Below are 14699 nucleotides of genomic sequence, written 5' to 3'. Positions count from 1 at the left end.
GGTTCGACAGCCGCAAGTCGCGTGCCGGGCGAGATGCCGTTGCGCGATACGTGCGTGCGAGCCTAGTAAGGACACATGTCGGATAAGCGTCAGCCCTGGGTTCAGGACCTTCTTTGGCGGTTGGAGGCCCTGGGCTTCGACCTCTTTATCGGCGCGGTGCGCCTGATGGGCGTGGACCGCGCCTCGGACTTCGGCGGCTGGCTGGGCAAGACGTTCGGGCCGATGAGCGGGGCACACAAGGTCGCCACGCGCAATCTGAAGCTGGCCTTCCCGGACAAGGATGCCGCCTGGCACGCCCGCATCCTGGAGGAGCAGTGGGAGGGGCTGGGCCGCTCGTTCGCCGAATTCCCGTTGATGGACAAGATCTTGCCGTCCACCGGCCGGGTCGAGGTGATCAACAAGGAACGCCTGGCGCAGATCGCCCAGGACAAGGTCCCGGTGGTGTTCGTCTCGGGCCACCTGTCGAACTGGGAGGTCATGCCGGCCGCCATCGTCGACAGCGGCGTCGCCTGCGAGATGACCTATCGCGCGGCCAACAATCCCTATGTCGACAAACGCATCCGCGACAGCCGCTTCCGCTACGGCGTGCGCCTGTTCGCGCCCAAGGGCGGCGACGGCTCGCGTGAACTGCTGAGGGGGATGATGGAGGGCCGGTCGGTCGCCCTGATGAACGATCAGAAGTTCAACAGCGGCGTGGCGGCCCCGTTCTTCGGCCACGACGCCCGCACCGCGCCGGCCCCGACCCGCATGGCGATCCGTTTTGGCACGGTGCTGCAGACGATGTCGGTGCAGCGGGTGAAGGGCGCCTATTTCCGGGCCGTGGTGCACGATCCGATCGTGCCGCCCAACACCGGCGACCGCACGGCCGACATCGAGGCCGGCGTGCGGATGATCAACGCCTTCCTGGAAGATCGCATCCGCGAGCGCCCGGCCGAGTGGTTCTGGGTCCACAGGCGCTGGCCGAACGAAGTCTATGCGGAACTGGCCGAGCGCGAACGCGCGGCGGGGGCTGGGGCCTAGATCTCCAGCGTCCCCGAAGCCGCGTCCTTCTCGCCGTCGCGGCGGAAGGGGCCAGGATGGTGCGGGTCGACGCGGCGACGGCGGCACGGACCGAAATAGTCGGCCGAGCGGATGAACGGCCGCGGGTGGTAGATCACCGTATTGATGCGATCCAGCAGCGAGCGGGCGGTCACCGGCTTGACCACCACCTCGGTGACGCCGGCGTCGCGCGCCTCGAACACCCGGTGACGCTCGGCGAAACCGGTCAGCATGATGATCGGCAGGAACGGGTCGACGCTGTCGGGCGAGTTGCGGACCAGCTGGGTGAACTGCACCCCGTCCAGCGGGCTCATCTTGAAGTCGACGATGGCGATGTCGGTCTGCCAGTCGCGCAGAATCTGCAACCCCTCGGCGCCGTCCATGGCCTCGCGGATGTGGCGGACGCCGACACCCTTGAGGATGGCCGAAACGATCGAGCGGATGTGCTGGTTATCGTCCACCAGCAGAAAGCGCAGCTTTTCCAGCGCCGCCGACATGCGGGAGCCGCCTCCTCAAGGATCTTGCGGAAAGACCGAAACCTTGGCGTCCGTTCCCCCGACGAACCCCTATCCCGATCGGCGGCATAGCTAGCGAATGATTTTAACTCGCGCCAGGGGGGAAACTTAAGCTTGGAAAGGTCCCGCGCCGACCAGCATGGACGGATCCAGGTTGCGGCCGCGCCATTTCATGCGCCAACACAGGTGAGGGCCGGTCGCGCGGCCTTCCTTGCCGGTCTCGGCGATCAGCTGGCCCTGTTTGACGTAAGTGCCCGTGGGAACGAGGATTTTCGATAGGTGCAGATAGGCGGTCACCAGACCTTGGCCGTGATCGACCAGAACGAGACCGCCTTCATAATGCAATCCGGTCTCGGCGAAGGCGATCACGCCGCCCGCCGGAGCGCGCACCGGCGTGCCCACCGGGGTGGCCAGGTCAACCCCATAATGGGGACGCTTGGGCTCGCCATTGAGGATCCGCTGGCCGCCGAAGCGGGCCGAGCGGCGAGCGCCTACAACCGGTAGTATGAATCCGTCGCGAAACCCCTCTAGGTCGGCCTGGCTGGCGAAGCCGGCGATCTTGCGGACGTTCTCGGCGGTGATCCGCTCCAAAAGGGCGGGATCGGTCGGGGTGACCTGCTCGGGCGGCAGGCCGTCGATGCGCTGGATGTCGAAGTCGCCCGGCGCGATCGTGCGCTCGTCGACGGCTGAGCCGTCGGGCGTGGTCACCGTCAGCTTGCTGGCCGGCAGAGCGTCGCGGTCGAAGCCGATCACGAACCAGCCGTTCGCCGAAGCGGTGGTCTGCACCAGACCGTCGACGTCGATCAGTGCGCGCGGCGTGGTGCGACCGACGGCATAGCCGCCCTGGACGAACTTGCCCCACAGGGTGAGGCCCGGCGCGGCGGCGCGCGCGATGGACGTCAGAGATGCGGAGAGCGGGAGCGCGGCGAGGACCGCGCGGCGGCTCAGGCCCCTTGCCAACGCTTCAGCGCTTCGGTCGGGCCGGCATAGGCTTCCTGGTGCTCGGGGCTCCAGTAGCGCAGGGCTTCCAGCGGGATCTGCTTGTTGGTGATGGCGCACAGCACGAAGCGGCCGGGGCTGAGCACGGCGTACTCGCCGTCGCCATAGTGCAGGACGGCCAGGCCGTCCTTACCGAGATCACGATCGAAAGCGTTCATAGGCTCACTTTACGCCAAACCGGCGTCTCAGAACAGATCGCCCTGACCGGCCGGTGGCGTGGCCGGCTTGGGACGGGGCTTGGGGGGGGGCGCTGCTGTGGGCGCCGGCGGCGGAACGAAGCCGCCTTCGCCGTCGATCACCGCGTCACGGTCGCCGCTCTTGAACTTCAGGTTCACGCGCTCGCCGGAGATCAGGTCGGCCGCCGAGCGAGCCAGGGTCCCGTCGCCCTTGCGGACCAAAGCAAAGCCCAGCTCCAGCGGACGCTCGGGGTTCAGCGACTGGCGCAGCTTTTCCAGGTTGGCCAGGCGGTCGGCGTCGCGTCGCAGGCGGCGGTCGCCGGCCGCGTTCAGGCGCTGCCACAGGGCGGGCAGGCGGGCGTGCTGGGCGGCGCGATCGGGGACGCGGCGGGCGGCCAGGTCCAGGCGGCGGCCCAGATCGGCAACGCGGTCGGCCTTGGTCGCATGCTGGCGGCGCAGAGCGTCCGGCGTCAGGCGCGCGGTGACCTTCAGCAGTTCCTGGGCGTGGACGGTGGTGTTGCGGTGCAGGGCCGCGTCCAGGCGTCCGGAGGCGATGTCGAACCGCTGCTGGGCCAAAGCCAGAATGTCATCCGGACGGGGCAGGCCCCGGGCGGCGCTGACCAGGCGGGTGCGGCGGTCCTCGATCAGTCGCGCGCCCGAGCGGGCCAGGCGGCGGTCGAAGTCCGAGATCAGGGCGCGCAGCTCGGCCAGCACCGGCGTCGCCATCTCGGCGGCGGCCGTGGGCGTCGGGGCGCGACGGTCTGAGACGAAGTCGATCAGGGTGGTGTCGGTCTCGTGGCCGACGGCCGAGATCAGCGGGATCGTCCCCTCGGCCACGGTGCGGGCCAGGCCCTCGTCGTTGAAGGCCCACAGGTCCTCGACCGAACCGCCGCCACGGGCGACGATCAGGATGTCGGGGCGCGGCACGGGGCCACCGGGTTCGATGGCGTTGAAGCCGCGGATCGCCGCGCTGACCTGGCCGGCGGCGGCGTCGCCTTGCACCACGCACGGCCAGACCAGCACCTGGCAGGGCCAGCGGTCGCGGATGCGGTGCAGGATGTCGCGGATCACCGCGCCCGTCGGGCTGGTGATGACGCCGACCACTGCCGGCATCGAGGGCAGGGGCTTCTTGCGCTCGGGCGCGAACAGGCCTTCGCTCGCCAGCTTGGCCTTCAGGCGCTCGAGTTGCGCGAGCAGGGCCCCGACGCCGGCGGCCTCCATGCTGTCGATGACGATCTGGTAGCGCGAGCCGGCCGGATAGGTGGTGATCTTGCCGGTGACGATGACTTCGAGCCCGTGCTCGGGCCGCACGCCCAGGCCTCGGACATTGCCCTTCCAGACGACGCCGTCGATCGCGGACTTGTCGTCCTTGATGGTCAGATAGACGTGGCCGTTGGAGTGATGGGTGACCTTGGACAGCTCACCGCGCAGCCGCACGAAGCCATAGCGGTCCTCCAGCGTGCGCTTCAGGGCGAAGGCCAGCTCGGAAACCGAATAGGGCGGCGCGTTGGAATCGTTCGGCGCGAGGTCCGTCATGCGCCCCTACTTAGAGCGATCCCCCAAAATGGAAAATCCCGGACGGCCTTTTGGGCCATCCGGGATCCGCCGCCTGAGAGACTTTTGTTCTTCTTAGATGTAGCGGCGAAGCGAACGGGCGAGCTCGGTGGCGCCGCCCTTCTTCTTGGTCTGCTGCGGCTGGTACGCCACGCGGGCGTGTTCGACGCAGTAGGGGCCTTCCGACGAGCGGCGGCCGCAGAAGGTGAAGCCTTCCGACGACGGGTCGCCGATCGGCCACTTGCACATGTGCGCGCCCAGGGTCAGCACGGTGGCCGAGCCCGGCTCTTCATGCCGGAAGGCCGGCAGCGACGGCGGGGCCGAGGCCACCGGAACCGACGAGGTCGGAGCCTCGACCGGCGTCACGCGACGCGGGGCCGAGGGCATGGCCTGGGCGGCCGGACGCGCCGGGCGCGGAGCCTTGAAGGCCGGACGCGCCGGTTGCGAGGGGGCCGCGCGGCCCGAAAGGCCCAGGCGGTGCACCTTGCCGATGACGGCGTTGCGCGTGACGCCGCCCAGCTGTTTGGCGATCTGGCTGGCCGACAGGCCGTCCAGCCAAAGCTTCTTCAAGGTCGAGACTCGTTCGTCGGTCCAGCTCATAACCCGTCTCCGCCGTTTACCTAGGAGAGACGAGCGTCCCCACGCCCATCGCCCCTACATGTGGTGATCGGACCGCCCCGCCGGCGGTCGTCCTACTAGATATCGTAAAGAATGTGTTAAAGCGCACAATAGGCGCCAACGACTCTGTCCACAGAAACAAGATGTTGATTCAGGCAAGCCCAAGCTTGCGGAATGGCCCCTCAGGGCGCACATGGCCAAGCAACACAACGGGTTGAGCCTATGAGAGACATGACGAACAGCGTCATTCCGCCGCAGCCGCGCGACTACCACGGCTGGAACTGGTCCGGGTTCGTCACCCTGTATCAGCGTGAAATCCGCCGGTTCTGGAAGGTCGGGACTCAGACGGTGGCCGCGCCGGTGGTCACGACGCTGCTCTACATGCTGGTCTTCGTGGTCGCCGTGGGCTCCAGCCGGCCGGCCGTGGGCGGGGTGACCTTCGGCCATTTCGTGGCTCCCGGCCTGATCATGATGGCGATCCTGAACAACGCCTTCGCCAACTCGTCTTCATCGCTGATCCAGGCCAAGATGATGGGCCTGACGCCCGACTTCCTGACGCCACCGCTGTCGGCGCTGGAGCAGATCCTGGGCTTTGCCCTGGGCGCGGCGACGCGCGGCATCGTGGTCGGCGCGGTCACGGCCATCGTCATCGGCGTGCTGCCGGGCGCGGGCCTGTCGGTCGCCCACCTGTGGGCCGTTCTCTATTTCGGCGTCGCGGCCTCGCTGATCCTGGGCCTGGCCGGGGTGCTGGCCGGCCTGTGGGCCGAGAAGTTCGACCAACTGGCCGCCGTCACCAACTTCTTGATCATGCCCATGACCTTCCTGTCGGGCACGTTCTACCTGGTCGACAAGCTGCCCGAGCCGTTCCGCACGGCCAGCCACTTCAACCCGTTCTTCTATCTGATCGACGGTTTCCGCTACGGCTTCATCGGCCATGCCGACGGCTCGATCCTGATCGGCGTCGTCGCCACCGGTCTGCTGACCGTGGGGATGTTCCTGTGGTGCTGGCGGCTGTTTGTTACCGGTTACCGCCTAAAGAGCTGATTGAAGAGCTGAGATTTTCGCCGGTTTATCAGGGCGTTTCACAGTCCCTTGATTGACACGACCTCGTTCCACGGCGACAACCTGCGGCCTTCCGGTCCCCGCACTTGCAGTGCGGGGGCTTCTTTCCTTTTAGGAGGGCCGGTCTTGAGCACCGCGACGTCGTCCAACCCCGCACAACACCACATCATGGGCGTCTACAACCGCGCCCCGCTGGCGTTTGAGCGAGGCCGAGGCGCGCGCCTGTTCTCGACCACGGGCGAAGAGTACCTGGACTGCGTGGCGGGCATCGCCACCTGTGGCCTGGGCCACGCCCACCCGGTCCTCGTGGACGCGCTGAAGACCCAGGGCGAGAAGCTCTGGCACGTCTCCAACATCTACACGATCCCCGAGCAGGAAGTGCTGGCCGACAAGCTGTGCGCAGCCACCTTCGCCGACGTGGTGTTCTTCACCAACTCGGGCACCGAGGCGATCGAGTGCGCCCTGAAAGCCGCCCGCCGCTATCACGTGATCAACGGCCAGTCCGAGCGGATCGACATCATCGGCTTCGACGGCTCGTTCCACGGCCGCTCGTACGCGGCGGTGAACGCCTCGGGCAATGCCGGCTACCTCGACGGCTTCGGCCCGCGCCTGCCGGGCTTCGTCCAGCTGCCGTTCGGTGACTTCGACGCCCTGAAGGCGGCGATCGGCCCGACCACGGCCGGCGTGATCATCGAGCCCGTGCAGGGTGAGGGCGGCGCCCGCGCGCTGACCGAAGCCCAGCTCTTGGAGCTGCGCCAGATCACCCGCGACGCCGGCGTCCTGCTGATCTACGACGAAGTGCAGAGCGGCATGGGCCGGACCGGCAAGCTGTTCGCCCACGAATGGGCGCCGGGCAGCGAGCCGGACATCATGTGCGTGGCGAAAGCCTTGGGCGGCGGCTTCCCGGTCGGCGCCTGCCTGGCCACGAACGAGGGCGCCAAGGGCATGACCCCCGGCACCCACGGCTCGACCTACGGCGGCAACCCGCTGGCCATGGCGGTCGGCAACGCGGCCTTCGACGCGATCAACAGCGAAGCGCTGCTGGACAACGTCAAGACCGTCGCCGGCTACTTCACCCAGCAGCTGAACGGCCTGAAGGATCGCTTCCCGGACGTCATCGTCGACATCCGCGGCAAGGGCATGCTGATCGGCATCAAGGTCGTGCCGAACAACCGCGAGTTCATGGTCATGGCCCGCGACGAGAAGCTGCTGATCGCCGGCGGCGGCGACAACTGCGTGCGCCTGCTGCCGCCGCTGAACCTGACCGTCGAGGAAGCCAGCGAGGCGATCGCCAAGCTGGAAAAGGCCTGCGAGACCGCGCGCGCCAAGGCCTCGGCTTAAACGACAACAAGCACTAGCCGCCCGCTCCGGATACCGGGGCGGGCGGAACCGTTAGGGATATGGCCAAGATGACCACCCCCCGGCACTTCATCGACCTGTGGAAGCTGGACGGCGCGACCCTGCGCCTGATGCTGGACGACGCTCACGCCCGCAAGACCGCTCGCAAGGGCTGGCCGCAGGGCAAGGTCGACGCCGACGCGCCGGCCAAGGACCGCGTGCTGTCGATGATCTTCCAGAAGAACTCGACCCGCACCCGCTTCTCGTTCGACGCGGCCATGCGCCAGCTGGGCGGCAGCGCGATCATCTCGACGTCCAACGACATGCAGCTGGGCCGGGGCGAGACCATCGAGGACACCGCCAAGGTGCTGTCGCGCATGGTCGACGCGGTGATGATCCGCGCCAACAGCCACGCCGACGTCGAACGCTTCGCCCAGGTGTCGACCGTGCCGGTGATCAACGGCCTGACCGACAAGAGCCACCCCTGCCAGATCATGGCCGACATCCTCACCATCGAGGAGCATCGCGGCCCGATCGCCGGCAAGACGATCGCCTGGGTCGGCGACGGCAACAATGTCTGCTCCAGCTTCATCCACGCCGCCCCGCTGCTGGGCTTCGAGCTGAAGATCGCTTGCCCGGCGGTCTATCACGCCGACCTGCACGACCTGGCCCGCGCCGAGGGCCTGCAAGGCCGCGTCAGCATGGGCACGGACGCCAAGGAAGCCGTGAAGGGCGCCGACGTCGTCGTGGCCGACACCTGGGTCTCGATGGGCGACACCGACCATGACGAGCGCCTGGCCGCGTTGGAGCCCTACCAGGTCGACGACAGGCTGATGGATCTGGCGGCCGGCAACGGCGTCTTCCTGCACTGCCTGCCGGCGCACCGGGGCGAGGAAGTCACCGACGCCGTCTTGGACGGTCCGCGCTCGCTGGTCTGGGACGAGGCCGAGAACCGCATCCACGCCCAGAAGTCCGTGTTGGCCTGGGCGTTCGGGGCCATCGGCTAAGACTAAAAAGTGGGGTGCCGCTTGGCGCGCCTCGGCTAGGGTCCCTTCCAACAATAAGTCGGAGGGGACCCATGAAGGCTCGTCATTTCACTGCCGTCTGTGTGGCGGCCTGCCTCGTGGCGAGCCAGGCCCTGGCCGCCGACCGCTGGCTGGGCGCCTGGGGCTTCGCGCCCGTCTCGCCGAACGCGCCGCCGCCGGCTTCCGCGCCCAATCCCGCGCCGGCTCCGGCCCCCGCGCCGCCGGCCACGCAACAGACCCCGCCGCCTCTGGCTTCAGGGCCTTCGACCGTCGCCGACGTCACCCTCCGCCAACTGGTTCGGGTCTCGGCAGCCGGGACCAAGGTGCGAGTGCGGCTCTCCAACGAGTTCGGGACCGCGCCCATCGTCATCGGCAAGGCGGTGGTCGCGCTAGCCAAGGCCGACGGCTCGGCGGGGGAGGGCAAGGCCCTGACCTTCGGCGGCCAGGCCCAGGCGATCATCTATGCGGGCGCGCCGCTCTATAGCGACCCCGTCGACCTGCCGGTGGCGGCGCTGCAGGAGTTGGCCGTCAGCCTGTACCTGCCCGAGGAGACCAAGCTCCCAAGCCACAGCCTGAGGCAGACGCTGTCGGACAAGGGCGACTTCACGACCGCCACGCGTTTCGGCGAAAAGCCGCTGCGCCTGGGGGCGATCGTCAGCGGGGTCGAGGTCGCCTCCGTCCAGCCGCGCCGGGTGATCGTCACCCTAGGCGACTCCATCACCGAGGGCGCGGGCTCGACGCCGGGCGCCTACCAGTCCTGGCCCGACCAACTGGCCGTGCGCCTGGCCGGCCGCGCGGCGGTGGTCAATGTCGGCATCAGCGGCAACCGCGTGCTGCGCGAGCGTTCAGGCCCCAGCGCCCTGGCGCGCTTCGACCGCGACGTCCTTTCGGTGCCCGGCGCGACCGACGTGGTGCTGATGGAGGGCATCAACGACATCAACCGCGCCTTCAATCCGCAGTATGGCGAGCGGGCCAACGCGGACGACCTGATCGGGGCCTACAAGCAGATCATCCTGCGCGCCCACGCCCAGGGCCTGAGGATCTATGGCGCGACCCTGACGCCGCAGGGCGGCTATCGCAGCTTCTCGCCCCAGACCGAGGCCGTCCGCCAGGCGGTCAACGCCTGGATCCGCACCTCCGGCGCGTTCGACGGGGTGATCGACTTCGACGCCGCCGTGCGGGATCCAGCCAAGCCCGACACGATGGTCGCTGCCTATCAGAGCGGCGACTGGCTGCACCCCGGCGACGCCGGCTACAAGGTCATGGCGGCGGCGGTGGATCTGCGGCTGTTCGGCGTCAAATAGCGGTTCCTCTCGCTTTTTTGAAAAGAGGCCCTATCTAGCCTCCCCATGACCGACATCGCTCCCAATCCCGGCGTCCTCGACGACGTCGTTTCCGCGTTCCAGATCGAAGGCCTGCCCGTGCGCGGCCGCATGGTCCGTCTCGGCGCCGCCGTGGACGAGGTGCTGACCCGTCACGACTATCCCGAGGCGGTCGCCAACCTGCTGGGCGAGGCCTGCGCGCTGGCGGCCCTGGTCGGCTCGAGCCTGAAGTTCGAAGGTCGCCTGATCGTCCAGGCCCAGGGCGACGGCCCGGTGCGCTATGTCGTGGTCGACTACGACACCAGCGGCGGCCTGCGCGGCTATTGCCGGTTCGACCCGGAAGAGGTGGCCAAGGCTTCGGAAGGCTTCACGCGTCCGGGCGCCAAGACCCTGCTGGGCGGCGGCGTGTTCATCATGACCCTGGACCAGGGCGCTGACATGGACCGCTATCAGGGCGTCACGCCGATCGAAGGCGAGACTCTGGCCTTGTGCGCTGAGCAGTACTTCGCCCAGTCGGAGCAGACCCCAACCCGCGTGCGCCTGGCTGTCGGCCAGGTCGATACGGGCGAGGGTCCCAAGTGGCGCGCCGGCGGCATCCTGATCCAGGTCATCGCGGGCGATCAGGCCCGGGGCGACACCCAGGACGCCTGGACCCACGTGCAGGCCCTGTTCGAGACCACCGGCGAGGACGAGCTGATCGATCCGACCGTGACGACGCCGACCCTGCTGTGGCGACTGTTCAACGAAGACGGCGTACGCCTGCTGGAGGAAAAGCCGCTGCGCGCCTTCTGCCGCTGCTCGGACGAGCGGATCGGCGTGGTGATGGACTCGTTCTCGGCCGAGGAAGTGGCCGACATGGTCGAGCCCGACGGCAAAATCCACGTGACCTGCGAGTACTGCTCGCGGGTGTACAAGCTGGACCCACCGGCGGCCGCTTCGGCCTGACGTAGAAGAAGCGCCGGCTGCCCGATCAGGCAGCCGGCGCGCCGTCTATTTCTGCCTCAACGAGACGACGAGATCGTAGAATTTCGAGGTCGTCTCGTAATAGATTTCCGGCTGCGTCTCATCCTGCAGCAGCCGGTCGGCCAGGACGAGATAGGTCTTGGTCAGCAGGCCAGCCGCACCAGGCGGCTTGAGAACCACCCTCAGCTTACCGGTCGTCTTGGCCAGGGGAGCGCCCGGCGGCGTGAACGGCGTCTTCCAGTTCACCTCGGTGGCGATGGCCCGCGAGATCGTCGAGTTCTGGTCGCGGCCCAGAGCCGGCGTGTAGGTCGTGTCGACGAAGGTGTTGGGAAGCGACATCGTTGATGGCGGGAGCTGCGGAGGCGCGGGCGGCGGGGCTGGCGGTTGGGCGGGCGCTGCTGCGGCGGCGGCTGGGGGCGGGGGCTGAACCGTATTCCACACGGCGCCAGCCTGCAGCGTAAAGTTCCCGTGACCGTCCAGATAGAGCATGCCGGTCGGCGCCGAGACCGGCGCGTTGATCGTGGTGGCGATCGCCAGCAGCAAGGCCGCGCCGTTTACGCCGCCGCCGACGCAGCAGCCATAGAGGATCAGGGACGTGGCGTGGCCGTTCAGGTGCGCGAGTTCGGGCCCCCATGCGGCCTGATTGTAGCGGGTGATGCACTCACCGGTCGCCTTGTAGGTGTCGATGTCTCCTTCGGCGCCATGGCCGACGATGCTGGTCAGCGGGCCGCCACAGAACAGGAGATTGGCGACGGCGGATTGGGTGCCGGCGTTCTCCTGGGCGTCGGGGTTGTTGTCCCTGATTTCCTCAAGAACGGGATCGGGGCTGGCGTCGATCGTGACGCAGGCCGGCAGTGGGGCATTCATGGCGGGCATGATGACCTCCAAAAGAAATTGAATTGAGGGTGGGAAGGCAGGGCGGACCGGCCTCGGCGGAAGGCGGTCCGCCCGCCCCCAGGGCGGGCGCGGCGGCGTGTGGTGGGGTCACACCGCGCGCGGCGGCCTTAGCTGTAGACGACCGAGAAGCTGCCGTCGGCGGCTTGGATAACCGTCGCGGTGGTTTGCGGCTTGCCGGTGAAATCGATCTCCGCGTAGTCGCTGGAGGTCATCGACACGTCGATCACGGCGCCGGGCGTGTAGACGCCGTCGGCCACGTAGAACTTCTCGACGGGCGTGATGTTGAACGTGTCGTTCGGTTGGGCCAGGAACGTCGCGACCGGGGTCGGCAGCGGCGTCTTGCCCGGACGGGCCAGGCCGAAGACATAGTTGTTGTCGGCGGTGAAGTCCGTGGTGGCGGTGATCTGGTACGAGCCGGTCATGGCGCCGCCCTTCTGCACCGCCTCGAAGCCCAGGGAGTCCGAACCGTCGAAGGCGATGGTGTCGCGGGTGGCCGTGTTGACCTGCGCCACGCCGCCCCAGACGACCGAGGTGTTCGGCGCCAGTTCACGCGGGGCGGTGCCCCAGTAGGCGTAGGTGACGTCTTCGTAGGTGATGGAGTCGAAGCCGCCGTTCAGCAGGCTGGGGAAGGTGGCCCAGGCGTTGGCGTAGATGTCCGGATCGCCGCCGCGGCCCGTGACGACCGGGCTCTGCATGAAGGCGACGTAGCTCTTGGGGAACTTGGATTGGTTCCAGACTTGAATGGTGTAGATGGCCATTGTTTGATCTCCGGTTTGTATTGGTCGATAAATCGAGAGACGTTTTTCGCCTGACCATCTTTTTTGTCTTTGGTATTGGCGATCTCTTCGATGATTAATTCTGTTCCAAGTCGATCTTGGAAAATAGATCGAGCGACTTGCGTGGTGTTCAAACGCGGGGCGCTAAACTTGCACTGAGTTCAAGTCGGCGGCTGGGTCATGTCGTCCAGCAGGGCCAGCAGGTGAACGAGGGCCGTGCGCCGCAGCTTGCGGACGATCTGGACGAGCTCGAATTCCTCGACGGCCAGGCTTTCGGCCGTGTGGGCGTCCATCTCGCCGCGGCCCAGCACCAGCCAGTCCAGGGAGATGTCCAGCACCTCGGATATGCGCGCGGCATTCTCCAGCGACATGGGTCCGCCCTTGCGCCACCGGCTGATGGCGCTTTCGTGCACGTCGAGATCCAGCGCCAGGGCCATCATCTTTGAGACGCCGCGACCCTTGATGGCGTGGCTAAGCCGATCCCCCCTGGACTCCATCACTCGGCCCACTGAAAGGGCGAGGCCTTACTGAGCCGCGCCCACCCCCGAAGAGAAAGTCTCGAAACAACCGTAGTCGGTATTTGTTATGTGTTTGTCTTATGGTTGTATTTCAAGGCGCGCTCGCGGAATCGCGGAATGCGCGAATTTCTCTGCGGGAAAGTTGGGTTACGGACGGTTCGGGACGGCGGCGTCAGCTGTATGCTTAGAGCGCCGCGCCTAGTTCAGCTTCGCCGCCGCGCCGGGCAGGTGCAGCGAGAATTCCGGGATCTCGACGTCGAACAGTTCGCCCTCGTCGGTGACCATGGCGTAGCTGCCCTTCATCGCGCCCGAAGGCGTGGGCAGGGGGCAGTTGGAGACGTAGCGGAAGGCCTCGCGGGGCTTCAGCTCCGGCTGCTCGCCGACCACGCCCGAGCCCTCGACGTCGTTCACGCGGTTGAAGGCGTCGATGATCGTCCAGCGGCGCGAGACCAGGGTCACGGTCTCCTGGCCATGGTTCTCGATCTCGACCGTGTAGGACCACAGATACAGGCCCTGCTCGGGCGAGGATTCCTCGGCCGCGTAGATCGGGAAGACACGCACGACGATGTCGCGCGTGCGCGCTTCATAGGCCGCGCCGTCCTGGCCGCGACGCCGACGCATGCGCTGCATCGGGGGAGAGGTTTCACGCCTGATCGAGCGCACGGATCACATCCCGCTTGAGGTCTTCGACGCCTTCCAGGCCCACCGACAGGCGCACGCCGCCTTCGGTAACGCCCAGCGACGGACGTTGCTCCTCGGGCACCGAGCGGTGCGTGGTGGTCGGCGGATGGGTCGCCATGGATTTCGCGTCGCCCAGGTTGTTGGAGATGTCGACGATCTCCAGGGCGTTCAGGAATTTGAAGGCCGCTTCGCGCGAGCCCAGGTCCAGGGCGATCACGGTGCCGCCGCCGGTCATCTGCGACTTGGCGACGTTGTGGCCCGGATGGTCGTGGCGGAAGGGGTAGAGGACCTTCTGCACCTTCTTGTGCTCGGCCATGGTGTTGGCCAGGGTAAAAGCGCTGTCGGTCTGGCGGCGCACGCGCAGGTCCAGCGTCTCCAAGCCCTTGACCATGACCCAGGCGTTGAACGGCGACAGCGACGGGCCGGTGTGGCGCAGGCTGTCGCGGTAGAATTCCTCGTTGATCGCCTCGCTGGTCAGGATGGCCCCGCCCAGCACGCGGCCCTGGCCGTCGATGTGCTTGGTAGCCGAGTAGACGACCACGTCGGCGCCCAGCTCCAGCGGCTTCTGGAAGATCGGGGTGGCGAAGACGTTGTCGACGATGACCTTGGCGCCGACCGCGTGGGCCAGTTCCGACACCGCGCGGATGTCGGTGATTTCCAGCACCGGGTTCGAGGGCGTCTCGATCAACACCGCCTTGGTGTTGGGACGGATCGCCGCTTCCCATTCACGAATGTCGGTGGCGTCGACGAAGGTGGTCTCGACGCCGAAGCGCGGCAACCACTCCGACACGATCCAGCGGCACGAGCCGAACAGCGCGCGGCCGGCCACCACGTGGTCGCCGGCGCGGACCAGGCCCATCAGGGCTGAATGGATCGAGGCCATGCCGGTCGCCTGGGCGCGGCAGACTTCGGCGCCTTCCAGCAGGGCCAGGCGGTCCTCGAACATCTTCACGGTCGGATTGTTGAACCGCGAATAGACGAAGCCGGGGTCTTCGCCGGCGAACCGGCGGTCGGCGCCCTCGGCGCTGTCATAGGTAAAGCCCTGCGTCAGATAGAGCGCCTCGGCGGTTTCCATGAACTGCGAACGCGCAATGCCCCCACGAATGAGCTTCGTCGCGACGTCCCAGTCTTTTGGATCCTCGGCCACGGGCCTTGCCTCATCTCACGCGTAAAAACCGCCGGCATAAGGAGCGGCGAGGGGGTCTTGGTCAAGCGCC

Annotated in this window: 16 protein-coding genes; 6 read left to right on the top strand and 10 right to left on the bottom strand. The window is 67.4% G+C overall.

Annotation, left to right across the window (positions count from 1 at the left end; all coding sequences use genetic code 11):
• Window positions 1-75 precede the first annotated feature (75 nt).
• The gene (locus tag AC1RRR_RS09125) at window positions 76-1020 is read left to right on the top strand and encodes a lysophospholipid acyltransferase family protein (RefSeq protein WP_492812391.1); all 945 of its coding nucleotides are present in this window, start codon (window positions 76-78) and stop codon (window positions 1018-1020) included.
• On the opposite strand, the gene AC1RRR_RS09120 is transcribed toward AC1RRR_RS09125, so the two are convergent.
• The 5 genes from AC1RRR_RS09120 to gcrA all read right to left on the bottom strand — a co-directional run bounded on the left by AC1RRR_RS09120 (window position 1017) and on the right by gcrA (window position 4882).
• On the bottom strand, window positions 1017-1535 hold the full coding sequence (locus tag AC1RRR_RS09120; RefSeq protein ID WP_492812389.1) for a response regulator: 519 nt from the start codon (window positions 1533-1535) through the stop codon (window positions 1017-1019). The genes AC1RRR_RS09125 and AC1RRR_RS09120 overlap by 4 nt on opposite strands.
• 126 nt (window positions 1536-1661) lie before the next feature.
• Entirely contained in the window at window positions 1662-2513 is an 852-nt protein-coding gene (locus AC1RRR_RS09115) for a M23 family metallopeptidase (RefSeq protein WP_492812387.1), read from the bottom strand.
• A complete protein-coding gene (locus tag AC1RRR_RS09110) occupies window positions 2498-2710 on the bottom strand; it encodes a DUF2093 domain-containing protein (RefSeq protein WP_454717076.1) in 213 nt (70 codons plus the stop codon). The genes AC1RRR_RS09115 and AC1RRR_RS09110 overlap by 16 nt, the downstream gene beginning before the upstream one ends.
• Window positions 2711-2737: 27 nt before the next feature.
• Window positions 2738-4264 (bottom strand): exodeoxyribonuclease VII large subunit, encoded by a 1527-nt coding sequence (gene xseA, locus AC1RRR_RS09105; protein WP_492812385.1) that lies wholly within the window; start codon window positions 4262-4264, stop codon window positions 2738-2740.
• A gap of 93 nt (window positions 4265-4357) precedes the next feature.
• Window positions 4358-4882, bottom strand: a complete 525-nt coding sequence (gcrA, locus tag AC1RRR_RS09100) for a cell cycle sigma 70 cofactor GcrA (RefSeq protein ID WP_492812383.1) — start codon at window positions 4880-4882, stop codon at window positions 4358-4360.
• A gap of 240 nt (window positions 4883-5122) precedes the next feature.
• On the opposite strand from gcrA, the gene AC1RRR_RS09095 reads away from it, so the two are divergent.
• From AC1RRR_RS09095 to AC1RRR_RS09075, 5 genes are all read left to right on the top strand, one after another.
• Window positions 5123-5944, top strand: a complete 822-nt coding sequence (locus AC1RRR_RS09095; RefSeq protein WP_492812381.1) for an ABC transporter permease — start codon at window positions 5123-5125, stop codon at window positions 5942-5944.
• Window positions 5945-6088: 144 nt separating this feature from the next.
• Complete coding sequence (locus tag AC1RRR_RS09090; RefSeq protein WP_492812379.1) at window positions 6089-7303, top strand: aspartate aminotransferase family protein; 1215 nt, start codon at window positions 6089-6091, stop codon at window positions 7301-7303.
• Window positions 7304-7371: 68 nt separating this feature from the next.
• Window positions 7372-8307, top strand: a complete 936-nt coding sequence (argF, locus tag AC1RRR_RS09085) for an ornithine carbamoyltransferase (RefSeq protein WP_492812378.1) — start codon at window positions 7372-7374, stop codon at window positions 8305-8307.
• Between the two features lie 71 nt (window positions 8308-8378).
• Window positions 8379-9629 carry an SGNH/GDSL hydrolase family protein gene (locus tag AC1RRR_RS09080; RefSeq protein WP_492812377.1) on the top strand — a complete coding sequence of 417 codons (1251 nt, stop codon included), beginning with the start codon at window positions 8379-8381 and terminating at the stop codon, window positions 9627-9629.
• Between the two features lie 45 nt (window positions 9630-9674).
• On the top strand, window positions 9675-10592 hold the full coding sequence (locus AC1RRR_RS09075; RefSeq protein ID WP_492812376.1) for an Hsp33 family molecular chaperone: 918 nt from the start codon (window positions 9675-9677) through the stop codon (window positions 10590-10592).
• 45 nt (window positions 10593-10637) lie between these two features.
• Here AC1RRR_RS09075 and AC1RRR_RS09070 read toward each other — a convergent pair whose 3' ends face one another.
• The 5 genes from AC1RRR_RS09070 to metZ form a co-directional block, all read right to left on the bottom strand.
• The gene (locus tag AC1RRR_RS09070; protein ID WP_492812374.1) at window positions 10638-11486 is read right to left on the bottom strand and encodes a DUF4347 domain-containing protein; all 849 of its coding nucleotides are present in this window, start codon (window positions 11484-11486) and stop codon (window positions 10638-10640) included.
• 128 nt (window positions 11487-11614) lie between these two features.
• Complete coding sequence (locus AC1RRR_RS09065; RefSeq protein ID WP_492812373.1) at window positions 11615-12265, bottom strand: hypothetical protein; 651 nt, start codon at window positions 12263-12265, stop codon at window positions 11615-11617.
• Between the two features lie 179 nt (window positions 12266-12444).
• A complete protein-coding gene (locus tag AC1RRR_RS09060; protein WP_492812372.1) occupies window positions 12445-12780 on the bottom strand; it encodes a helix-turn-helix domain-containing protein in 336 nt (111 codons plus the stop codon).
• A gap of 219 nt (window positions 12781-12999) precedes the next feature.
• Window positions 13000-13464, bottom strand: a complete 465-nt coding sequence (gene apaG, locus AC1RRR_RS09055) for a Co2+/Mg2+ efflux protein ApaG (RefSeq protein WP_492812370.1) — start codon at window positions 13462-13464, stop codon at window positions 13000-13002.
• Entirely contained in the window at window positions 13445-14629 is a 1185-nt protein-coding gene (metZ, locus tag AC1RRR_RS09050; protein WP_492812368.1) for an O-succinylhomoserine sulfhydrylase, read from the bottom strand. Before metZ ends, apaG begins: the two co-directional genes overlap by 20 nt.
• Window positions 14630-14699 lie beyond the last annotated feature (70 nt).

This window comes from Caulobacter sp. GW821-FHT12D05, from assembly GCF_058807295.1.
This window is presented reverse-complemented; position numbering and strand designations above follow the sequence as displayed.